Source organism: Methylobacterium sp. D54C, assembly GCF_053345595.1.
Genome location: NZ_JBKFAK010000004.1, coordinates 246,315 through 269,047 on the forward strand (window position 1 = coordinate 246,315; position 22,733 = coordinate 269,047).

Below are 22,733 nucleotides of genomic sequence, written 5' to 3' on the forward strand. Positions count from 1 at the left end.
GGCGCGCCGACGCGCGATCCGCGCGTCCGGTCTCGACCTGTGGCGATGGTGGACGGCATGGTCCGGTCGCGGCATCGTTTCCTCCTGTGATGCGGCGCCTCTCCGGCTCGGCCGGGTCGCCGTCTCTCGGTCTCGCTGCGTCCTTGCCGGTCTCAGACGGCGGCGGCCATCGCGCCGTCGGTGCGGCCGGTCATGGACGCGATCCGCGCTCGGAGCGCCGCGACCTCGTCGGGCGAGAAGGCGAGACCGAGCTTCGACCGGCGCCAGAGAACGTCCTCGGCGGTGCGGGCCCATTCCCGGTCCATCATCCAGCGCAGCTCGCCCTCGTGGAGGCCGTGTCCCAGATCGGGTCCCAGATTCGAGGCGATGCGCAGCGCGTCCGTCCCGTAGGCGGCCACCATGCGCTGGACCGTGGCGGCGCCGAGCCGGGGCGCGGCGCGGGCGAGGCGCGCCTCGAGCTCGGCCACCCCGTCCACCGGGAAATCGCCACCCGGCAGTGCGGCGCCTCCGGTCCACGAGCGGCCGCGCGCCCCGAGGCGCTGACCGATCTCCTTCAGGGCATCCTCGGCCAGCTTGCGGTAGGTGGTGATCTTGCCGCCGAAGATGTTCAGCACCGCCGCCTCGCCGGCCGCGCCGTCCGTCTTCAGCACGTAGTCGCGCGTCGCCTCCTGCGCCGCGGAGGCGTGATCGTCGTAGAGGGGGCGCACCCCCGAGAAGGTCCAGACGATGTCGTCCCGGCGAAGCGGCGTCGCGAAGTACTCGCTGGCGGCGCTCAGGAGATACTCGATTTCCTCCTCGGTGATCGCCGCGTCGGCGGGATCGCCGGAGAAGTCACGGTCCGTCGTGCCGACGAGCGTCGTGTCGTTCGCGTAGGGGATCGCGAAGATGATGCGCCCGTCCGCGTTCTGGAAGATGAAGGCCCGGTCGTGGTCGTAGAGCTTGCGCAACACGATGTGCGAGCCCTGCACGAGGCGCACGTGCTTGGCCTCGCTCCGGCCAAGCGGGCCCTGGATCACCCGGTCGACCCAGGGGCCGGCCGCGTTGACAAGGAAGCGCGCGGCGATCTCCTCCTCGCGGCCGGTCCGAAGCTCGCGCCGGACGATGCGCCAGAGATCGCCCTCGCGCCGGACCGAGACGACGCGGGTCCCCACCGCGATCTCGGCGCCCCGCGCCTCGGCGTCGCGCGCGTTGAGCACCACAAGGCGCGTGTCGTCGACGCGCGCGTCCGAGTACTCGAAGCCGCGCCGGAACTCGGATTTGAGCGGGGCGCCGACCGGGCCGGAGAGGTCCACGGGGCGCGTGCCGGGCAGGCGCTTGCGGCCGCCGAGATGGTCGTAGAGGAACAGGCCGATCCGCAGCAGCCAGGCCGGACGCAGGCCCGCGTGGAGCGGCAGGACGAAGCGCAGCGGGCGCACGATGTGGGGCGCGATCCCCCAGAGCACCTCGCGCTCGGCCAGCGCCTCCCGCACGAGGCGGAACTCGTAGTGCTCCAGGTAGCGCAGGCCGCCGTGGATCAGCTTGGTCGACCATGACGAGGTGCCGCTGCCCAGGTCATTCTGCTCGGTCAGCGACACCGAGTATCCTCGGCCGGCCGCGTCCCGCGCGATGCCGCAGCCGTTGATCCCCCCGCCGATGACGGCAACGTCGAACGTCCGCATGATCCTCCCCCTCTCGTGCCGCGGCGTCGGACGCGCGGCTGCGAAAGCAGAGGAATTGAATACGAAACCAAAGGAAAGTCAATCGAAACCAATACGCTCAGCGACCGGTTTCGACGAGCCGCACTCCGGACGCGCGGCACAGGTCGCGCAGCGTGTCGCTCGGGCAGCGATCGGTCACGAAGGTGCCGACCTGGCTGAGTTGGGCGAGCCGGACCGGCGCGCTGCGCTCGAACTTGGTGGAATCGGCGACCAGCACGACGTGGCGCGCGTTGGCGATGATCGCCTGCGCGACCCGGACCTCGCGATAGTCGAAGTCGAGGAGGGCCCCGTCCTCGTCGATAGCCGAGGCCCCGATCACCGCGAAATCGACCTTGAACTGGCGGATGAAATCCACCGCCGCCTCCCCGACGATCCCCCCGTCCGAGCGGCGGATCAGGCCACCCGCCACGATGCACTCGATCTCCGGGCTGGGCCGCAGGGCGAGCGCGACGTTGAGGTTGTTGGTGATGACCATGAGGCCGGAATGGCTCAGCAGCGCCCGGGCGACGGCCTCGGTGGTGGTGCCGATATTGATGAACAGCGAGGAGCGGTCCGGGATCAGGTCGGCGGCCGCGCGCGCGATCGCCGCCTTCTCGGGCGCCGCGATCGCGTTGCGTGCCTCGTAGTCGAGGTTCTCGGCGCCCGCGCCGAGCACCGCCCCGCCGTGGATGCGCGAGAGGAGGCGCGCGTCGCACAGGTCATTCAGGTCCTTCCGGATGGTCTGCACGCTGACCGCGAACCGGCCGGACAGGGCATCGACCGAGACGCGCCCCTCGGTCCGGGCGACGTCCATGATCGCGTTCTGACGCTCCGAGAGCATGCCTTCAGACCTCCGCGCGGCGAAAACGAAACCGGTTTCGGTGCGAACGCGCGAACGATGCCGGAAAGCGAAGGCGCGCTCTGAACCGGCCTTCACGCCTAGCGGATTCACCTCCGGGAGGAAACGTCCGGACCCCGCGGCCCGGCCCGGCGGATGTTGACGATGCGCACCCGCGCGTCGACAAGCGCCGCGATGGAACGGTTTCGGTATTCGCATCGATGACGCGCGCGGCCGTCCCGCAGAACTGGTCTCCGGTCGGAGGCGGAGATCTCGGCGACCTGATCCGCGATCATGACTGGGCGGCGACGCCGCTCGGGGCCATCGCCTCCTGGCCCGCGCCCGTCCGGACCATCGTCCAGACCCTGCTGCTCTCGCCGGTCCCGACGGTGGCGATCTGGGGAAGCGACGGGATCCTGGTCTACAACCGGGGCTACGCGGAGGTCTGCGGCCCGCGCCATCCGGAGGCCCTCGGCGGGCGTCTCCTGGAACTCTGGCCGGAAGCCCGCACCTTCAACGCGCACGTGATCGCCAGCGGCCTGTCCGGTCGCCCGCTCAACTTCCGCGCCCAGGAACTGGAGCTCTGGCGACACGGGCATCCGGAGACGGTCTGGATGGACCTCGACTACACGCCCATCCTGGACGACGACGGGACGCCGATCGGCACGCTCGCCACGGTGCGCGACATCACCGAGCGCGTCCTCAGCGAGCGTCGGATCGCCGAGAACGAGAGCCGCCTCGGCTTCCTCGACCAGCTGGGCCAGGCAACCGCGAACGCCCACGACGCCGGCACGATCCTGGAGATCACCACGCGCTGCGTCGGCGCACACCTGAACCTGTCGAATTGCGCCTACGCCGACATGGATCCGGACGGCGACGGCTTCACCATCCGCGGCAACTGGCACGTGCCGACGGCGCCCTCGATCCTCGGGCACTACAGCCTCGCCGATTTCGGCGCCCTGGCCGTCCAGGAACTCAATGCCGGCCGGCCGCTCATCATCAACGACAACGCCGCCGAGCTCGCCCCGCACGAGGCCGAGGCCTTCCGGGCGATCGGGATCGCGGCCACCATCTGCATGCCGCTGGTGAAGGACGGACGGCTCGCCGCCCTGATGGCCGTCCACCACGCGCGGCCCCACCGCTGGTCGCGCGCCGAGCTCGCGCTCATCCGCGAAGCGACCGAGCGCTGCTGGGCGCATATCGAGCGTGTCGGCGCGGAGGCGAGCCTGCGGCTCAGCGAGGCGCGGCTCCGCGCCCTGGTCCACGCGACCTCCGACGTGGTCTACCGCATGAGCCCGGACTGGCAGGAGATGCGCCAGCTCCACGGCCGCGGCTTCCTGTCCGACATGGCGGAGCCGAGCGTGCGCTGGCTCGACCGCTACGTCGATCCGGCCGACAGGCCCGAGGTCATGGCCGCCGTCAACGACGCGGTCAGCCGCAAGGGCCTGTTCGAACTCGAGCACCGGGTTCGGCGCGCCGACGGCGGCGTCGGCTGGACGCTGTCGCGCGCGGTGCCGCTGATCGATTGGCACGGGACCGTCACCGAGTGGTTCGGGATGGCCAGCGACGTCACGTTCCGCCACGAGGCCGACGCGCGGCTCAGGGAGAGCGAGGCCCGCTTCCGCGCCATGGCGGACGACGCGCCGGTGATGACCTGGATCACCGACGAGACCGGGGCGTGCATCTACCTCAACCGGCGCTGGTACGAGTTTACCAGGCAGGCGGAGGCCGAGGCGCTCGGCCTCGGCTGGCTGGACGCGATCCATCCCGACGACCGCGCCCACTCCGAGCAGGTGTTCCTGGCGGCAAACGCCGACCGGGCGTCGTTCCGCCTCGAATACCGCCTCCGGGACGGGGACGGCCGGTACCGCTGGGCGCTCGACGCCGCGTCGCCGCGGTTCGCCTCCGACGGCGCGTTCCTCGGCTATTTCGGCTCGGTCATCGACATCGACGAGCGCCGCGAGGCCGAGGCGCGGCTGCGCACGCTGACCGACGTCGTGCCGGCCTTCGTCTGGTTCGCCTCGCCGGACGGCCGCCTGCATTACCTGAACGACCGCTGGTGCGCGTATACCGGCCTCGACACGCAGGCGTCGCTGCCCGATGGCTGGATCGAGGCGGTGCATCCGGACGATCGCGCGCGGACGGCGGCGGTCTGGGCGGACGCGCGCGAGCGGGGCGTCACCTACGAGATCGAGGTGCGCTATCGGCGGCACGACGGCGCGTATCGCTGGTACATGGCCCGGGCCGAACCGCTGCGCGATCCCGGGGGGACCATCACCGCCTGGTTCGGGACATCGACCGACATCCACGACCGCAAGCTGGCAGAAGACGGCCTGCGCGAGCTGAACGAGACCCTGGAGAGCCGTGTCGCCGAGCGCACCGGAGAGCTGCTCAAGACCGAGGAGGCGCTGCGCCAGTCGCAGAAGATGGAGGCCGTGGGCCAGCTCACCGGCGGCGTGGCGCACGACTTCAACAACCTGCTCACCATCATCCGCTCGTCCGTCGACTTCCTGCGCCGGCCCGAGCTGCCCGAGGCGCGCAAGGCCCGCTACCTCGACGCGGTGTCCGACACGGTCGATCGCGCCGCCAAGCTGACCGGCCAGCTTCTCGCCTTCGCCCGCCGCCAGACCCTGGACCCGCAGGTCTTCGACCTCGGCGACCGGTTGCGGGCCGTGGCCGAACTGCTCGACACGGTGACGGGCGCGCGGATCCGGGTCGTCACCGCGATCCCGGAAGTCTCCTGCGCCGTGCGCGCCGACCTGAGCCAGTTCGAGACGGCGCTGGTGAACATCGCCGTCAACGCGCGCGACGCGATGGACGGCGAGGGCACCCTCACGCTGCGATTGACCTGCACCTGCCCTCTGCCGGCGATCCGCGGGCACGCGGCGAGCGCGCGGCCGTTCGCGGCGATCGCGCTCACCGATACCGGCTCCGGCATCGCCCCGAACGTGCTGGACCGGATCTTCGAGCCGTTCTTCACCACCAAGGAGGTCGGCAAGGGGACGGGCCTGGGCCTGAGCCAGGTATTTGGCTTCGCGAAGCAGTCCGGCGGCGATGTCGCGGTCGAGAGCGTGCTCGACGCGGGGACGACCTTCACGCTCTACCTGCCCGAAGTCGCGGCCGAGTCCGCGCCGTACGCCGCCGTCGCCCCCGCGGAGCCGGCCTCCCCCATCGGTTCCGGCCAGCGCGTTCTGGTGGTGGAGGACAACGTCGAGGTCGGCACCTTCGCCACGCAGATTCTGGAAGATCTCGGTTACGAGACCACCTGGGCGGCGAATGCCGAGGAAGCCTTGGACCGGCTCGGACCCGAGGGAACGGAGTTCGACGTCGTGTTCTCGGACGTGGTGATGCCGGGGATGGGCGGGCTGGCCCTCGCGCAGGAACTCAGGCGCCGGATGCCGCGGCTTCCGGTGCTCCTGGCCTCAGGCTACAGCCACGTCCTCGCGCAGGACGGCGCGCACGGATTCTCGGTCCTGCACAAACCCTACTCGGCCGAGCAGCTCGGACGCCTGCTTCGGCAAGTCACCGCGCGGAAGCAGGGCGCGACGGCGACGCCGTGAGCTGCTGCGGCGCGCACGCGCGCCCTCCGGCTGTTTGCTGATGCAACCGGCGGTGTAAGACGGGCGCCGACGACCCGGAATGATGACGGTGCCGTCCCCCCGCGCGCGACTGACATGACGACGCCTGAACACCCATACGCGCCCGCCACCGGCGACGGCGGCCCGTTCGACGCCGAAGGCCTGCGGCTGACGCTCGACGAGGCCGGCATCTGCGGCTGGGCCCTCGACATCTCGACCGGGCGCGTCACGATCCTCCCGTCCTGCATCCGCCTGTTCGGCGTGCCGCCGGACCGTCTCACCACCCTGGACGAGATCCAGGCGCGCGTTCACCCGGACGACCGCGCCGCCCGGGCGGCGGCGATCGGGCGCGCGCTGACGGACGGCGAAAGCTACGAGATCGACTTCCGCGCCGTGCATCCCGATGGACGCGTTCACTGGTTACGCTCGCGCGGGCGCGTGCAGGTCGATGCCGGCGGCCGGCCGTGCCGGCACCGGGGCGTGGTCTTCAGCATCCACGCGCAGAAGCAGGCCGACGAGGAGTTGCGGGCGCGCGAGGCGCACCTGCGCTCGATCCTCGACACGGTGCCCGATGCGATGATCGTCATCGACGAGCAGGCGCAGATCAAGTCGTTCAGCGCGGCCGCCGTGCGCCAGTTCGGCTACGGCTCGGACGAGATGGTCGGGCGGAACGTCAGCGTGCTGATGCCGGAGCCGTACCGCAGCCAGCACGACGCCTACATGGCCCGCTACCTCCGGACGGGCGAGCGCCGGATCATCGGCATCGGCCGCGTCGTGGTCGGCCAGCGCAAGGACGGCTCGACCTTCCCCATGGAGCTGTCGGTCGGCGAGATGCGCTCGGGCGGCGAGCGCTACTTCACCGGCTTCATCCGCGACCTCACCGAGCGGAACGAGACCGAGACGCGCCTGCAGGAGCTGCAGTCCGAGCTGGTGCACATGTCGCGCTTCACCGCCCTCGGCGAGATGGCCTCGACCCTGGCCCACGAGATCAACCAGCCGCTGACGGCGATCGCGAGCTACCTGAAGGGCTGCCGCCGCCTCCTCGGGCGCATGGAAGGCCCCGAAGTGCCCCTGCTCGCCGACGCGGTGAATCAAGCGGCCGACCAGGCCCTGAGAGCCGGGCAGGTGATCCGGCACCTGCGGGATTTTGTGTCGCGCGGCGAGAGCGAGCGCCACATCGAGGGATTGCCGAAGCTGATCGAGGAAGCGAGCGCCCTGGCCCTCGTCGGCGCCAAGGAGAAGGGCGTGCGCGTCCGCTTCGATCTCGACCCGGACGCGCCCCTCGTGATGGCGGTCCGGATCCAGGTGCAGCAGGTCCTGCTCAACCTCATCCGCAACGCGATCGAGGCCATGCAGGACGTCGCCCGGCGCGACCTGACCGTCGCCACGCGGGCGCTGCCCGCCGAGGGCCTGGTCGAGGTGCGCGTGTCGGATACCGGGACCGGCATCGCGCCCGAGATCGCCGAGCAGCTCTTCCAGCCCTTCGTGACGACGAAGGCGAACGGCATGGGCGTCGGCCTGTCGATCTGCCGGACCATCGTCGAGGCCCACGGCGGCAAGATCCAGGCCGGACCCGGTCCGGACGGCGGGACGACCTTCCGCTTCACCCTGCGCACCTTCGACCGCGAGGAGATGGCTCATGTCGAGTGACGCGCCCGTGCACATCGTGGACGACGATCTCGCGGTGCGTCAGGCGCTGGCCTTCCTGCTAGCGACCGACGGGCTGACCGTCCGCGTCCATGATTCCGCGACCGCCTTCCTGGCGGCGGAGCCCGAGCGCGTCGGCTGCGTCGTCACCGACGTGCGCATGCCCGGCATCGACGGCGTCGAGCTCCTGCACCGCCTCCGTCAGCGGGGCAGCCTGCCGCCGGTCATCGTCATGACGGGCCACGCGGACGTCGCCCTCGCGGTCGCGGCCATGAAGGCCGGCGCGGTCGACTTCATCGAGAAGCCGTTCGACGACGAGGTGCTCCTCGCCAGCATCCGCTCGGCCCTGGCGCGCTCGGACCGGACGGCCAAGCGCGCGTCCGAGCGCGACGCGGTGCGGGCGCGCCTGGCCGAATTGACCGAGCGCGAGCGGCAGGTGCTGGAGGGACTGATCGCCGGCAAGGCCAACAAGGTGATCGGCCTCGATCTCGGCATCAGCCCGCGGACGGTGGAGATCTACCGGGCGAACGTCATGTCCAAGCTCCAGGCCGGCAGCCTTTCCGAACTCGTCCGCATGGCCCTGATCGCGGGGCAGACGGACGGCGACTGAGCGCGGGAGCGGTCCCGCGGGCGGCCGGTCTCTCGGGCACCCCGGGCGCAGCATCCGGGGGCGGTGGTCCGAGCCGGGATCCGCGTCGACGCCGTCTAGGTCGTGGCCAGCATGCCTTCCCCGAGGAAGGAGCCGGGCCCCGGCACGCCGGGCAGAGCGAAGAAATAGCCGCCGCCGATCGGGCGGATGTACTCTTCGAGCCCCTCGCCGGACAGACGGTTCTGCACGGTGATGAATCCGGCGGCGAGGTCGGCCTGGTAGCAGACGAACAGCAGGCCCATGTCGAGCTGGCCGGCGGCGGTCAGCCCGCGGGAATAGTTGTAGCTGCGGCGCAGGATCAGGCTGCCCTCGGTGCCCGGCAGGCGCGGATTGGCGAGACGGATATGGGCCGCGAGCGAGATCGCCTCGCCGTCCGGGTCGGCGGCGTAGTCGGGGACGTCGCGCTCGTGTCCCTGCCGGAGCGGCGCGCCGCTGCCCTTGTGCCGCCCGATGATGGCCTCCTGCTCGCCGAGCGGCGTGCGGTCCCAGCGCTCGACGAGGGTGCGGATGATCCGCACGACCTGGTAGCTTCCGCCCGTCGTCCAGGCCGGCTCGTCCTGCCCCGCTCCGACCCAGACGTAACGGTCCATCATCCGGAGGTCCCGCACGTCGAGGTTGGCGGTGCCGTCCTTGAAGCCGAGCATGTTGCGCACGGTGTCGGCCCCCATGGTCTTCACCACGTGGGGCGGGAGGAAGCCCTCCATCTTCCAGCGCGGCGTGAGGAGGCCGGGCGTCGCCTTGATGACGTCGCGCAGGGCGTGGATGTTGGTCTCGGCGGTGTTCGAGCAGAACTGGATCAGCAGGTCGCCGTGGCACTGCGCCGGGTCGAGGGCGTCGTTGGGGAAGCGCTCCATCGGCCCGAGATGGCGCGGGCGAGCGCGACCCAGGCCGAACCGGTAATCGAACAGGCTCGCGCCGACCGAGACGGTGGCGGTGAGATTGTCCGGGAGGATGGTCGGCCCGAGGATGCCGGAATTGCGCGGCGGGAGCTGCGGGTGAAGATCGGGCACGGCACCGCCGCGCGTCAGGAAAGCGAGGCGCTCGGTGAGCGTCCGGAACAGGTGGGGCAGCTCGCCGCGCCGCTCGGCCAGCACGTCGAAGGCGACGTACAGGGCGGCGGCCGGCTGCGGGGTGACGATCCCGGCCTGGTGGGGGCCGTAGAAGGGCTGAGCGAGGAGCGTCCCTTCCGTGGCGATGGTCGGCGTGGCGTCCTCGGCCCGGGCCGGGCCGAGGAGCGCGGCGGCTCCGAGTCCGCCGAGAAGCTGGCGGCGGGTGGTGACCGGTGACGGAAAACGCATCATCGCTCGGCAAGGTCTGTGTGTGTTGCCCCCTGTAGCCTCGAACAAAGGCCACAGGGCGGCACCTCGACAATGATATCAGTCTAGACCCAACCGGCCACGCAGCGTCGACAGATCTTCAGCCAGAAGGGTGATGGGCCCCTTCAGGGCGTTGCGGTCCCGGGCGGTGAGGTTGTCGTAGCTCTGGAAGCCGCCGTCCGGACTGCGGTAGCGCGCGAGCAGGTCCTCGACTCGCTTGTAGCTGCGCTCGACCCGGGCCACGAAGTCCCGGTCCGTCAGCAGCGGCCGCAGGAGCGTGAACACCACCTTCGAGCCCTCGATATTGGCCTGGAAGTCCCACAGGTCGGTGCGGCTGTAGCGCTCCTCCTCGCCGCTGATCTTGGTGGCGGCGATCCCCTCGATCAGGGCCGAGGCCGCCCCGACCGCCCGGGCGGGCGGGATGGCGAGCGCCGCGAGTCGGTCGCGCAGCGTCACGGTCTCGGCGGTGAGCCGCTCCGCGACCTCGCCGAGCCCCTCCGTGGTGCCGAGGGTGAACAGCGCCATCTCCAGCCGATGGAAGCCGACGAAGGCGGGATCGCGCTCGCGCAGCTCGAACTCGTCGCTGCGCACGTCGAGACGCTTGATCAGCTCGGGAAACAGGGCCGCCACCGGCTCGATGCGCTCGTAGGGCGCGCGCGCCGGGGCGTAGAGCCGGCGCGCCTCCGCGAGCTGCCCGGCCTGGATCGCCGCGACGAAGCGCGCGGTCTCGCGCACGAAGGCGTCGGCCTGGGCCACGACGTAGGTCCTGTACGCCGCGAGGGCCGCGGCCAGCTCTGGCGGCACCGGGCGGGACGGCCGGGCGGGACGCGGGCTGTCGGGCATGTCGAGGGACCAGCCCGGGCGGGGATCGCCGACGCCGATCAGCGTCGCCAGAGCGAGGGCCGCGATGCGGGATCGGTCCCGGGCGAGGCTTGGAGACGCGGGCATGGGCGGCGGCGCATCGTGACACGGGGCGCGGCCCGAGCCGGCCGCATCGACCGGCTAATCGAGGCCTCACCGGCGGGCAACTGCCGACCGCGGCGGCGGTTCGCGGCGGGCCCTGGTCGACCGGCCTTCCGGCGGCCTCGCGGAGCATGATCGCGGCGCGCTCAGACGAGGAGCGGGATCACGATCGCGAGCAGGACATTCCCGCCGACGAGCAGGATCAGAGGAAGCGTCTCCATGCCGGTCAGCCCAGGCAGGACCGGGCTCGGATCCCGGCCATCGCGGGCTTCGCCGGGCAGGCGGGCGCGTCGGCGGCGGAGATCCGGGTGCCGGCCGGCTGCCCGGTGACGGCCTGCGAGAGCGTCGGCAGGTAGGTCGTGCCGACCATGATGCCGGCCGAGAGCAGGAGGCGGGCGATGACGTCGAGCATGGTGTTTCCCCTCATTCGGCCTTCGAGGACCGTTGTGCGGAGCGGTATCTACGCAAGCGGTGCTGCGGGAATATTGCGTCCCGTGTTGCTTCAGCGCTCTCGGGAAGTCATCGCGCCGATGGCACAATAACGGACTGTGTCGTCGCGGAATCAGCGACGGATCGGGGAGCGGGACGGGTGACGGGGCGCGGGACACGGTGCGCGGCGCGATGATCCGCGGGTTGGGGAGGTCCGGGATCGCGCGCCGCGTCCTCGTGGTCGGCGCGATCCCGATTCTCGTCGCGGCCGCCATCGCGCTGGGCGCCTGGATCCTGCTCTACGAGGCCGAGCGGGCCCGAACCGGCGCCGTGGTGGCGACGGAGACCGCACAGACGCTGACGTCGATGAACCGGGCGCGGGCGGATGCCGTCAGCGGCGGCACCGCGCGGCGGGACGAGGCCGAGCGACGCTTCGACGAGCGGGCCGCCACGGCAGCCGGGCAGCTCGAACGTCTGGAGGGACTCGCGCGCACGCGCGGCCAGTCGGCTCTCGTGGCGACCGTCACGGGCGATCTGAACTCGCAGGTGACGCGCATGCGCTCGCTCCTGCTCTCCGAGCGGACGGCGAACGCGACGATCGCCGATATGGCCCGGCGGGCGGACGCCCTGGTGGCGCTGACCGACGTCGCGCGCCGGCGCCAGCAGCAGGACAACGCCCAGTTGATCGCCGTCCTGGCCGTCAAGGATGCCGAGCTGGAGCGGAACCAGGGCGTCGTCACGGCCCTCCGGGAGCTCCGGGAGGCGATCAGCACCGCGGAGCTGAACCGGGCGCGCATCGGCCGCCCGGTCTTCCCGATCGAGTTCGATGAGCTCGCCGCCGACCTGCGGCAGCTCGATGCGGTGGGCGACCGGCTGCGCCGCGTCCTGCGGGTCGACGGCGAGGCGGGGGCGGCGGACCGGGCGACGGAGCTCCTGAAAGCGTACCGCGACCGGAGCCGGACCGAGGACGGCCTCAACAGGGTGCTCTCCGAGGGCTTCGAGCTGACCCGCGCGACCCAGGCCGGCCGCGTCCTGGTCGAGTGGTGCGACCAGCTCGTCCACGTGAACGTCACCCGGCAGAACCGGCTGTACGAGGAGGTCGCGCTCCTGATCCGTCACTCGGTCCTCTCGAACGAGGCCGAGCTCTCCGCCCAGGACATCGCCCTCACGGCCCTGCGCCTCGCCCGAAGGACGGATGCGGCCCTGGCGCGCCGGGATACTGCGGAAGCGTCGCGGGTGCTGGAGGCGGGCGCGGAGCTGTCGGGCACGTCCCGGACGCTGCTCATCCCGGTGAGCATCCGGGACGAGATGGCGGAGGCGATCGACGGGTGGCGCACGCAGCTCGCCGCGACGATCGAGAAGATCGGCGAGCAGAACGAGACCATCGCCGACATGGACAGCCGCGCCGCCACGATGAGCGCCAACGCGCAGACCTTGAGCCGGGCCTTCATCGACGATGCCGACCAGTTCGGCAGCGTGATCCGGCAGTTGCTGGTCATGGGGGCGGTCGGCGCCCTGTGCCTGGGGATCGGCGCCGCCGCCGCGGTGGCGCGCTCGATCACCCGGCCGCTGCACGCGCTCCAGCACAGCATCGTCACCGCCGCCGCCGCGCCCGCCCCCGAGGATATCGGCCGCGACAGCCACTTGCTCACCCGACGCGACGAACTCGGCGACATCGCCAGGGCGACCAACGCGTTCCTGGAGCAGATCCGCCGCCGCGAGGCGGACCGGCGCAACGCCTCCCAGCGCGCCGACGACGCGCTCACGACCCTGCGGCAGGCCCAGGAGGACCTGATCCGCGCCGAGCGGCTCGCCTCGCTCGGGCAGCTCGTGGCGGGCGTCTCGCACGAGATCAGCACCCCGCTCGGCATCGCCCTGACCACGGCGACACAGGTCCAGTCCGACTCGGCCGCGTTCGCGCGCATGGTCGGGGACAACCAGCTCTCCCGGTCGCGGCTGACCCAGTATGCCGGGCGGATGCGGGAGGGCGCGCAGCTCCTGACCAGCAACCTGATGCGCGCGGCCGATCTCCTCTACAGCTTCAAGCAGGTGGCGGCCGATCAGGCCATCGAGGACCGCCGCCCGCTGAACCTCGCGGACTGGATCGACGAACTCCTGAAGAGCCTGCGCGCCCTGGCGCGGCCGGGCCGCCACGTCTTCGAGGTCGACTGCCCGCCCGATCTCGTCGTCGACACCCTGCCGGGGATCCTGGCGCAGGTCGTCTCGAACGCCGTCAAGAACGCGATCGAGCACGGCTTCCAGGATCGGGAGGGCGGCCGCATCACCATCACGGGGATCCGGTCCGGGGACGGCATCGGCCTCTCCATCGCCGATGACGGGCGCGGCATCGACGGGGCCGACCTCGGCCGCGTGTTCGACCCGTTCTTCACCACGGCCCGCGCCCGCGGCGGCACGGGCCTGGGCCTGCACATCGTCCACAACCTCGTGGTGAACCGCCTCCAGGGGCGGGTCGAACTGCAGAGCAGCGCGGGTGCCGGCACGGTGCTGCGGCTGTGGCTACCGGAGCGGCTGGCATGAGCGGCGCGACGCAACTCACCCGGCGCGGCGTCGGCCTCCCGAGGCTGCCGAGCGCCGGCCTGCTCATGACGCTGCTCGTCGGGCTACTCGTCGGGCTGCCCGCCGCGCTGCGCCCGCTGCCCGCCGCGGCCCTCACCGAGATCCAGTTCTGGCACGCCCTGGACGGGCCGAACGGCGAGTTGGTGACCCGCCTCGCCGAGACCTTCAACGCATCGCAGCCGGACTACCGGGTCGTGCCGGTCTACAAGGGCTCCTACGCCGAGACGATCAGCAGCGGCATCACGGCCTACCGCACCGGCGCGGCGCCGCACCTGCTGCAGGTCTTCGAGGTCGGCAACGGCACCATGGCGGCCGCCGTCGGCGCCGTCAGATCCGTCGCCACCGTGATGCGGGAGGCCGGGCTCTCGGTGACGCCCGAGGACTTCCTGCCGGTCGTCGCCACCAATTATCGGGATGCCGAGGGCGGGATGCTGTCGCTCCCCTTCAACGTCTCCTCGACGGTGATGTGGATCAACCGCGACCGGTTCCGTCTGGCGGGACTCGACGCCAAGCAGCCCCCGGCGACCTGGCCCGAGGTCTTCGAGGCCGCGCGGCGGCTCAAGGCGGCGGACGGCAAGCGGTGCGCCCTGTCCTCCGCCTGGCCGACCTGGGTGCATCTCGAGCAGCTGTCCGTCTGGCACGACCGGCCGCTCGCGACCCGCTCCAACGGCCTGGACGGCTACGATGCCGAACTCGTCTTCAACGGCCCGCTCCAGGTCCGCCACCTGCAGAACCTCGTCGACCTGAAGCGCGCGGGCGTGTTCGAGTACAACGACCGCGTCAATCGCGGCGAGAGCCGGTTCGTCTCGGGCGACTGCGCGATCTTCCTCACCTCGTCCAGCCTGTACGGCAAGGTCGCCACCGCCGCCCGGTTCGACTGGACGGTCGTGCCCATGCCCTTCTATCCCGACGTCGTGCCGGAGCCGCAGAACGCGATCCTGGGCGGCGGCTCGCTCTACGTGATGCAGGGCAAGACGCCGGACGAGTACCGCGGCGTCGCCCGGTTCCTGGCCTTCCTGATGGACGGGCGGCAGCAGGCCGCGATGTACCGGAACACCGGCTACATCCCCACCACGCGCGCCGCCTACGACGACGCGGTGGCGGAGGGCTTCTTCGAGCGGCACCCGCAGCTCCACGTCGCCGTGCAGGAACTCACCCGGCGGCCGCCGACACGCAACACCGCCGGTCTGCGCCTGGGCAACATGCTGCAGATCCGGGACATCTGGGCCGAGGAACTGGAGGCGGCGCTCGACGGCGCGAAGGCGCCGCAGCGGGCCCTCGACGACGCCGTGGCGCGGGGCAATCAGGTGCTGCGGGTCTTCCAGCAGCGGACCAAGAAGTGAGCGTGGCCGGTCGGTCGGCCCACGCCATCATCGCGAGCGCCGCGAAGCGACCCAGGGATGCGCGCCGTTAGTAGACGTGGCGCTGCTGGATTGCTTCGCTCCGCTCGCACGGACGGCGCTGTCGTTGCCGTCAGCGCGGGTCGCGGAACCGTACCGTCTCGAACAGGTGGCGGCCGAGGGGATCCATCGTCAGGCCGAGCACGTCGTCGCGGAGCGCCAGATGCACCTTGGTGTGGGCCAGGGGCACCCAGGGCATCGCGCGCCGGGCGATGGCCTGAGCCTGCCGGTACAGAGCCTGGCGCGCTTCCCGGTCGCCGGTTCGGCGGGCGGCCTCGACCAGCCGGTCGTAGGCCGGGTCGCACCAGCGGGCGAGGTTGGCGCCGCCGGTCTGGGCGGCCTTGCAGCCGAGCAGGACGTTCAGGAAGTTGTCCGGGTCGCCGTTGTCGCTCGTCCAGCCGTAGAGCATCAGCGTGGGCTCTCCGCCGTATAGGGCGGCGCGGTAAGCGTTCCAGGGATGCGTGACCGGGCGCGCGCGGATGCCAACTTGCGCGAGGTCGGCCTGGATCATGTCGGCGACGCGCCGGCCGTTCGGGTTGTAGGGTCGGCTGACTGGCGGATACCACAGGTCCACGTCGAAGCCATCGGCGAGCCCGGCCTCGGCCAGCAGGCGCAGCGCCTCGCCGCGGTCGAAGGGGGTGTCCGGCAGGTCCGCGTCGTGGGCCCAGATCCCGGGCGGCAGCGGCCCCTGCGCCAGGATCCCGGCATCGCCGTAGACGCCCGCCACGATCGCCCGCCGGTCGATGGCGAGGTTGACCGCGCGCCGCACCCGGACGTCGCCGAAGGGCGCACGGGTCGTGTTGAGGGCGAGATAGGCGACGTTCAGCTCGGCCAGCGCGAGCAGCGTCAGGCCCGGCTCCGCCCGGATCGCGTCGAGGTCGCCGGTCGCCGGGAAAGCCATGGCGTGGCACTCGCCGGCCCGCAGCTTGTTCAGCCGGACCGCCGCGTTCGGCGTGATCGCGAAGACGAGACCGTCGGGGCGCTCGCCCGGCTCGTTCCCGTCCGCGGCGCGGCGCCAGTAATCCGGGAAGGCGCGGTAGCGGAGGACCTGATCCGGCCGGTACCCCTCGAAGACGAACGGGCCCGTCCCGACGGGCGCCCGGGCGAGGTCGTCCGACGCGTTGCCGGCCGCGAGGGCGGCCGCGTACTCGGCGGACAGGATGGCGCCGAAGGCCTGCGCGATGTTGGCGAGGAAGGTGGTGTCGGCCTCGCGCAGCCGGAAGCGGACGTGGCGCGGATCCGGAGCGTCGACGGTCTCGATCAGGTCGGCGAGGCCGAGATCGTGGAAGTAGGTGAAGCCCTGCGCGGCGCCGTCGGGCCCGGAGCGCCGCTGCCGGGTGAACGAGAACACCACGTCGTCGGCGTTCAGGGCGCGCGTGGGGGTGAAGCGCGCGTTGGCGTGGAAGCGGACGCCGTCCCGCAGAGCGAAGACGTAGGTCCGGCCGTCCTCCGAGACCGTCCAGGATTCGGCGAGGGCCGGGCGGATCGTCGTGGTGCCGGGCACGAACTCCACGAGCGTATTGTAGACCTGCCACGCGGCGTTCATCGTGGTGGTGGTCGTGGCGCGGGCGGGATCGAAGGTTTCCGGGCTGCCTTCCGAGCAGAACACGAAGGTGCGCGCCGATGCCGGGCCGTGCCCCAGGAGCAGCGCCGAGATGAAGCCGGCCGCCAGGGCGCGCTGCCCGGCGCGGTATGCCGCGGCCGGCCTCACGGCGTCCGGATCGCGCCGGTCCGCGGCCGCGCGGCCGCTCCGGCACCCTGGGCGGGAAAGTCGACCTGCACGACGGTCCCCTGGCCGGGCTCGCTGCTGACCGCGATGCGGCCGCCGAGCTTGGCGGTCACGAGATTGTGGACGATGTGCATGCCGAGCCCCGTGCTGCCGGCGCTGCGGGCCGTCGTGAAGAACGGGTCGAAGATCCGGTCGAGGTGCTCCGGCGGGATGCCCTGACCGGTGTCGCGGACCTCCATCCGCACGAGGCCGCCCTCCCGTTCCGACACGTGCACGGTGATCCGTCCCGGCTCGCCCGCCCGGAACCCGTGCACGACCGCGTTGGCGATCAGGTTGGTCACGATCTGCGCGAGCACGCCGGGATTGGTGTCGATGACGAGATCCTCCGGGCAGGCGCGCTCCACCGTATGGCCGCCCTTGCGCAGCATCGGCCGCAGGCTCGTCAGCAGGTCGTCGAGCCAGGTCGCCAGCACGACGCTGCGGCTCTCGTCGCTGACGCGGTCCACCGCGACCTGCTTGAAGCCCTGGACGAGGTCGGCGGCCCGGGTGAGATTCGTGCAGAGCAGGGTGGCGCCCTCCTCGACCCGGTCGACGAAGTGGTTCAGCCGGGACCGCGACAGCGTGCCGGCGGACAGGCCGGTGCGGAAGGTCCGCGCCTCGTCGCTCATGAGCGTCCCGGTGGTGAGCGCGATGCCCAGCGGCGTGTTGATCTCGTGGGCGACCCCGGCCACGAGCTGCCCGAGGGAGGCGAGCTTCTCGGCGCGGACGAGGTTGTCCTGGGTCCGGCGCAGCTCGACCAGGGCGACGTCCGCCTGATCCTTGGCCCGGCGCAGCGCGCCTTCCCGGCGGGTGATCTCGGAGACGAACACCGCGGTGGCGCGGGCGATGTCGCCGAGCTCGTCCCGGCGTGCCGTGCCCCGCACGGCCGCCCCCGCCGGGTTACCGGTCAGCATGACCATGTCGCCCTGGAGGGCGCGCAGCGGCACCAGGATCGAGCGGGCGACGAGGATCACGACCAGCGCGCCGAACAGCAGGAGCCCGGCCGCGCCGGCGAGCAGGATCCGCTGGATGACGATGCCGGACCGGTCGGCGTCCTCCACGAAGGCGTCGTTGAGCGCCTTGGCGCTGTCGATCATCGTCGCGGCGAGCCCGTCCATCGCGACGATCATGGCGTTCTGCTGCCGCAGGCCCCCGATGGTGGTGGTGAGGCGCCCGCGCCACCCGTCGAGGGCCTGGACCATCTCGGCCTGGATCAGCGGCGAGATCGGCAGCGAGGCGGCGCTCCGGGCGAGGCGCTCGCCCTCGTCGCGCATCCGCTCGGCGAGGGCCGCGTCCCGGTGCAGGAGGGCGCCCGCGGTGCGCGGCCCCAGCTTGAGGGTGCCGATCGCGACGTTCTGGGTGGCGCGCTCGATCTCGTTGGCCTCCACGGAATAGGCCAGCAGCTGCGCCACCTCGTCGTGCAGGCTCTCCTGGCCGGACGTCTCGATCTTCAAGGTGCGCTCGATCCAGGCGTCGAGCTTCGCGCGGAGGTCCGGCTTCCACCCCGCCGCCTCGGCGGTGAGCGCGTCGAGGGCCTCCGCGTCGGCGTCCCGGCCGTCGGCCCGCAGCGCCGCCGCGAGGTCGCGGCTGGCGGCGCGGAAGAGGCCCTGCGCGTGCGGGCCGTCGCCCTCCGAGACCGCCGCTCCGGCGGGACCGGCCGCGGGCGCATCGCTCCGGGCCGCGGCCTGGGCGGCGAGCACGGCGCTCTCCGCGCTGCGGGCTCTCAGGGCGTTGAGGCGGGCGACGAGGCCCCGGGCGACCCGCAGCGCCTCGACCTTCTCGGCCGTCGAGCGCGCGAGGTCGGCGTTCGAGGCCTGCTGCCGCAGGCGCGCCCGGTCGGTGAGGTCGATCAGGGTGTCGGCCCGCTGCGTCATCTCGCGGATCAGGCCGTCATTCTCCCGGGTCTGGCGGACGAAGGCGTCCATCTCGCCCCGGTAGCGGGCCAGCGCCCGCTCCACCGAGGCGGTCCGCGCGCGCTGCTCGTCGATGCGGGCGTAGCCGGCGAGCCGGCCGAGTCCGGCCTCGGCCCGTGCCGTCAGGCTGGCGAAGCGCTCGGCGTAGGCGGGCCGGTCCTGCGCGTCCGCGGCGGCGTACTGGTCGCGGACCAAGCGGGCGGTGGCGATGTCGTGGTACACGTCGGCGGCCAGGACCGCGCCGCGCCGGGCGCGCTCCTCCTGCGCCAGGAGGAGCCAGCCGGCCATGGCGATCGCGCCGGCGGCGAGGATCGGCACGCCACCGACCAGGGCGATCTTGGGTCCAACCCGCATCCGCGTCCCGACATAGGGGTCCGGCAGCAACTTAAGGCCGTGCCGGAGAGCGGTGCAATCGGGCGGCGCTCCGGCGACCGGTTCATCCGGCTTCCGCGCGCAATCTTCGGTCGATGCCGCCCGTACCGTCATCGCGCGCGCAGCGAAGCGACCCAGGGCTGCGCGCGTCCGGCCGATGTAACACCGCCGGGTCGCTTCGCTGCGCGCGCAGAGACGGCGTCGAAGCCATCCGCCACGGGCGGTCTCAGCGATGTCGGGATCGGGGCGGCCGCGGGTCCGGGCCGGCCAGCACGGCATCCTGCGCGTCACGCGCGCGATCGCGCGGCGCCGGCACGCCGAACCGCTCGGCGCAGGTCGGCAGGCGCCGCGGAGCGCGTTCTCCGGCGCGCAGCATGCGGCGCAGCGCACCGAGCAGGTCGGGATCTTCGTCGGCACCGGGGTCGTCGCGGAAGTGCGGCATGGCGGTTCGCGCCCCTCACCGACGGCCGGGCGCGGCGTCGACCGCGATGAGCCGGACGCGACGGCCCGCCGGGTCGCCGACCGGGCCGGCACCCGCGCAGGCGCCGGGCGGGTACGGCCAGGCCGCCCCGCCACAGGCGGCGCCGTCACGGGCCGCCGCGGAGGCTTTTGCGCCCCCGCTGGCCTGCATCGGCACCGTGCTGGCCGCTTGGGTCCAGCCGACGAGCGCCAGGACGCAGAGCGTGCCGAAAGCCGCGGCCGACAAGGTACCGATCACGTGTCGCATGGCCCGTCCTCCGGGCACCTCCGGCCCTCGGTCCTGCCACGCTGATAGGGACGCTCCGTACCGCGGATATTGCTTCCAGCCAGATCTGGAGCGTGAATTGTTGCGTCACCCCACCACGACGCAACATTGATCCGGGTCGCATCAGTCTCCCTCGGGGCGGAATATGTATCCGAGGCCCCGCACGGTGCGGATGTAGCGCGGATTGCCGGGGTCCGGCTCGACCTTCTTGCGGATGCGGTTGATCCGCACGTCGATGGCGCGGTCGAACGCGTCCGGGTCGCGGGCGTCCGCGAGGTCGAGCAGGCGCTCGCGCGAGAGCGCCCGCCGCGGATTGTCGGCGAACGCCTTCAGCAGGTCGAATTCCGAGCGGGTGAGCGCCTGCTCCAGACCGGCATCGTCGCTGAGGCGCAGGGCGTCGAGCTCCAGCCATTTCGTGCCGAACCGGATGCGGCGGCCGCTCACGGGAACCGGGGACGGCGCGGCGGTCGGCGTCTGCACGCGGCGCAGGACCGAGCGCACGCGGGCGACCAGCTCGCGCAACTCGCAGGGCTTGGGCAAGTAATCGTCGGCCCCGAGCTCCAGCCCGACCACGCGGTCGATCGCGCTCGCCGTGGCGGTGAGCATGATGATCGGGATCGCGGTCCGGGCCTTGAGGTCGCGCACGATGGAGAGCCCGTCCTCCTCGGGCATGTTCAGGTCGAGCACGATCAGGTCCGGGCTGTGGCCGGCGAGGTGCTCCCGCAAGGAGCGCCCGCCATCGCACAGGACCACCGAGAACCCGTGGAGCTTCAGGTAATCCCCGACCATCTCGCGGGTCGCCGCCTCGTCGTCCACCACGGCGATCGACGGGATCGCCGCACCGCCGCGGGCGGCGCCGGGGGCGGGGCTGTCTGGTATGGTCATCGCAGCGGTGCGCACTTTCCGGGTTCGCTCTGGAACGAATGCAGGAATCGTATCGGCTCACGGTAGCGTGACAAGTTTTCAACACGATTTCTAGCGTAGTCGTCCGATTGCGAGCAGCATTTCAGGTCATAGCCATGGACGATGACACCCTCACGCTGATCCCTGACGACCTCGACGAGGCGCAGCCGACCGCGGGAGCCTGGGTGATCGCCGTGATCGACGACGATCCGGCCGTGCATGACGGCACGCGCTACGCGCTGGCGAGCTACACCCTCGACGGGCGCGGCCTGGAGATTCTCACCGCCCGTTCGGCCGCGGAGGCGCGGGTGCTGCTCGCCGAGCGCCGCGACGTGGCGGTGGTGCTGCTCGACGTGGTGATGGAGACCGACAATGCCGGGCTGGAGCTGGTGGACTACATCCGGCGCGAGCTCCGGCAGGAGACCGTGCGCATCATCCTGAGGACGGGCCAGCCCGGGCAGGCGCCGGAGCGGCGGATCATCGTCGACTACGACATCAACGACTACAAGGCGAAGACCGAGCTGACCGCCGACAAGCTGTTCACCAGCCTCACCGCGGCCCTGCGCGCCCATCAGCAGCTCAAGCGCCTCGACGAGACCCGGCGCGGGCTCGAGATCATCATCGACGCCGCGCCGATGCTCCTCGATCACAAGTCGATGCAGCGCTTGGCGGAGGGTGTCCTCACCCAGGTCGCCTCGCTCCTGAACGTCGCCTGCGCCGGCATCCTGGTCCTGCGCGAGACCGCCGCCCCGCAGGAGCGCTTCTGCGTCCTGGCCGGCTCCGGCTGTTACGGCCACTACGCCGGCCGCGAGCCGTGCTGGCCGCTGGAGGAGCGGGTGCAACCCCTCGTCGAACGCGCCTTCGCCGAGCGCCGGCACAGCTTCGGCGAGCACTGGTCGACCCTGTATCTGCACACGGCGAGCGGCAGCGAGATCGTCGCGCTGATCGAGGCCGACCGCCAGTTGTCCGAGACCGACCGGTCGCTCATCGCCCTGTTCACGAGCCGGCTGTCGATCGCCTTCGACAACGTCATCCTCTACGAGCGGCTGCAGCTGACCAACGCCGACCTCGAGCGGCGGGTCGTCGAGCGGACCGCCGAGCTGATCCGGGCGAATCGCCGGCTGGACCTGCAGCGCTCGGACCTGCGGCGTGCCAACAGCCTGAAGACCGAGATCCTCGGCACGATCGCGCACGATCTGAAGAACCCGCTGGCGGTCATTCTCGGCCGCGCCGAGATGCTGTCCGACCTGATCGACATGCAGGGCGACCGGGAGCAGATGCGGGCGCAGGTGCAGCACGTGCGCACCAGCGCCAAGGGGCTGACGACCATGATCGACAGCCTCATGGCCGACGCGATGAACGACGCCCTCGACATCAGCCTGCGCCGGGAACCGGTCGACCTCGCGGGCCTCGCCCGGGAGGTCTGCGAGGCCGACCGGCCGCTCGCCGACGCGAAGGACCAGACCCTGGTCTGCGAAGGCCCGGACGAGCTGTTCCTCTGCGGCGACGCCGAGCGCCTGCGCGAGGCCCTCGACAACCTCGTCTCGAACGCCATCAAGTACAGCCCGGTGGGCGGGGCGATCACGGTCCGGGTCAGCCGCGAGCCGGGCCCGCACGGCGCGGAACTGATCTGCGCCGTCGCCGACCACGGGCCCGGCCTCTCGCCGGAGGATTCGGCCCGCGTGTTCGGGCGGTTCCAGCGCCTGTCGGCCAAGCCCACCGGCGGCGAGAACTCGACCGGTCTCGGGCTCTCGATCGTCCGTCGGATCGCCGAGCTTCACGGCGGCCGCGCCACGGCGGAGAGCGCCGGTCCGGGGCTGGGGGCAGTCTTCGCGATCCGCTTCCCGGAAGAATCCGTCGGGCTGATCTGAGGGATCGCCGGGTCAGTCCGTGCCGCCACGCGAGACGTCGCGCAATCCGGCGGCAGAGGAGCTTGACCAGAACGCCGCTCCGAGGCAG

At 71.8% G+C, this 22,733-nt stretch carries 16 protein-coding genes; 6 read left to right on the plus strand and 10 right to left on the minus strand.

Going from position 1 to position 22,733, the window contains the following annotated elements; translation table 11 throughout:
• Positions 1-152 precede the first annotated feature (152 nt).
• Together glpD and ACLBYB_RS12475 are read right to left on the minus strand one after the other, a co-directional pair.
• Positions 153-1,658 (minus strand): glycerol-3-phosphate dehydrogenase, encoded by a 1,506-nt coding sequence (gene glpD, locus ACLBYB_RS12470; protein WP_447681564.1) that lies wholly within the window; start codon positions 1,656-1,658, stop codon positions 153-155.
• A 97-nt stretch (positions 1,659-1,755) separates the two neighbouring features.
• On the minus strand, positions 1,756-2,517 hold the full coding sequence (locus ACLBYB_RS12475) for a DeoR/GlpR family DNA-binding transcription regulator (RefSeq protein ID WP_020093146.1): 762 nt from the start codon (positions 2,515-2,517) through the stop codon (positions 1,756-1,758).
• A gap of 218 nt (positions 2,518-2,735) precedes the next feature.
• Here ACLBYB_RS12475 and ACLBYB_RS12480 point away from each other — a divergent pair, with 218 nt between their 5' ends.
• The 3 genes from ACLBYB_RS12480 (at position 2,736) to fixJ (ending at position 8,349) form a co-directional block, all read left to right on the plus strand.
• Entirely contained in the window at positions 2,736-6,074 is a 3,339-nt protein-coding gene (locus ACLBYB_RS12480) for a PAS domain S-box protein (RefSeq protein WP_447698953.1), read from the plus strand.
• Between the two features lie 114 nt (positions 6,075-6,188).
• Positions 6,189-7,742 carry a PAS domain S-box protein gene (locus tag ACLBYB_RS12485; RefSeq protein WP_447698954.1) on the plus strand — a complete coding sequence of 518 codons (1,554 nt, stop codon included), beginning with the start codon at positions 6,189-6,191 and terminating at the stop codon, positions 7,740-7,742.
• Complete coding sequence (gene fixJ / locus ACLBYB_RS12490) at positions 7,732-8,349, plus strand: response regulator FixJ (RefSeq protein ID WP_091978125.1); 618 nt, start codon at positions 7,732-7,734, stop codon at positions 8,347-8,349. Before ACLBYB_RS12485 ends, fixJ begins: the two co-directional genes overlap by 11 nt.
• Positions 8,350-8,444: 95 nt before the next feature.
• Here the strand turns inward: fixJ and efeB are convergent, their stop codons facing one another.
• The 3 genes from efeB to ACLBYB_RS12505 form a co-directional block, all read right to left on the minus strand.
• On the minus strand, positions 8,445-9,686 hold the full coding sequence (gene efeB, locus ACLBYB_RS12495; protein ID WP_447699059.1) for an iron uptake transporter deferrochelatase/peroxidase subunit: 1,242 nt from the start codon (positions 9,684-9,686) through the stop codon (positions 8,445-8,447).
• A gap of 78 nt (positions 9,687-9,764) precedes the next feature.
• A complete protein-coding gene (gene efeO / locus ACLBYB_RS12500) occupies positions 9,765-10,652 on the minus strand; it encodes an iron uptake system protein EfeO (protein ID WP_020093141.1) in 888 nt (295 codons plus the stop codon).
• Between the two features lie 241 nt (positions 10,653-10,893).
• A complete protein-coding gene (locus ACLBYB_RS12505) occupies positions 10,894-11,079 on the minus strand; it encodes a hypothetical protein (RefSeq protein WP_447698955.1) in 186 nt (61 codons plus the stop codon).
• A gap of 209 nt (positions 11,080-11,288) precedes the next feature.
• On the opposite strand from ACLBYB_RS12505, the gene ACLBYB_RS12510 reads away from it, so the two are divergent.
• The gene (locus ACLBYB_RS12510) at positions 11,289-13,634 is read left to right on the plus strand and encodes an ATP-binding protein (RefSeq protein ID WP_447698956.1); all 2,346 of its coding nucleotides are present in this window, start codon (positions 11,289-11,291) and stop codon (positions 13,632-13,634) included.
• Positions 13,631-15,016 (plus strand): sn-glycerol-3-phosphate ABC transporter substrate-binding protein UgpB, encoded by a 1,386-nt coding sequence (gene ugpB / locus ACLBYB_RS12515; protein ID WP_447681558.1) that lies wholly within the window; start codon positions 13,631-13,633, stop codon positions 15,014-15,016. The genes ACLBYB_RS12510 and ugpB overlap by 4 nt, the downstream gene beginning before the upstream one ends.
• 130 nt (positions 15,017-15,146) lie before the next feature.
• On the opposite strand, the gene ACLBYB_RS12520 is transcribed toward ugpB, so the two are convergent.
• From ACLBYB_RS12520 to ACLBYB_RS12540, 5 genes are all read right to left on the minus strand, one after another.
• Positions 15,147-16,784 (minus strand): ABC transporter substrate-binding protein, encoded by a 1,638-nt coding sequence (locus tag ACLBYB_RS12520; protein ID WP_447698957.1) that lies wholly within the window; start codon positions 16,782-16,784, stop codon positions 15,147-15,149.
• Positions 16,781-19,108: an ATP-binding protein gene (locus tag ACLBYB_RS12525; protein WP_447698958.1), complete on the minus strand. Its 2,328-nt coding sequence runs from the start codon at positions 19,106-19,108 to the stop codon at positions 16,781-16,783. Before ACLBYB_RS12525 ends, ACLBYB_RS12520 begins: the two co-directional genes overlap by 4 nt.
• A gap of 244 nt (positions 19,109-19,352) precedes the next feature.
• Entirely contained in the window at positions 19,353-19,568 is a 216-nt protein-coding gene (locus tag ACLBYB_RS12530) for a hypothetical protein (protein WP_091928027.1), read from the minus strand.
• Between the two features lie 15 nt (positions 19,569-19,583).
• On the minus strand, positions 19,584-19,853 hold the full coding sequence (locus tag ACLBYB_RS12535; RefSeq protein WP_447698959.1) for a hypothetical protein: 270 nt from the start codon (positions 19,851-19,853) through the stop codon (positions 19,584-19,586).
• Positions 19,854-19,994: 141 nt separating this feature from the next.
• On the minus strand, positions 19,995-20,756 hold the full coding sequence (locus ACLBYB_RS12540; protein WP_447698960.1) for a response regulator: 762 nt from the start codon (positions 20,754-20,756) through the stop codon (positions 19,995-19,997).
• Between the two features lie 134 nt (positions 20,757-20,890).
• Here ACLBYB_RS12540 and ACLBYB_RS12545 point away from each other — a divergent pair, with 134 nt between their 5' ends.
• Positions 20,891-22,645 (plus strand): ATP-binding response regulator, encoded by a 1,755-nt coding sequence (locus ACLBYB_RS12545; RefSeq protein ID WP_447698961.1) that lies wholly within the window; start codon positions 20,891-20,893, stop codon positions 22,643-22,645.
• Positions 22,646-22,733: the final 88 nt, after the last annotated feature.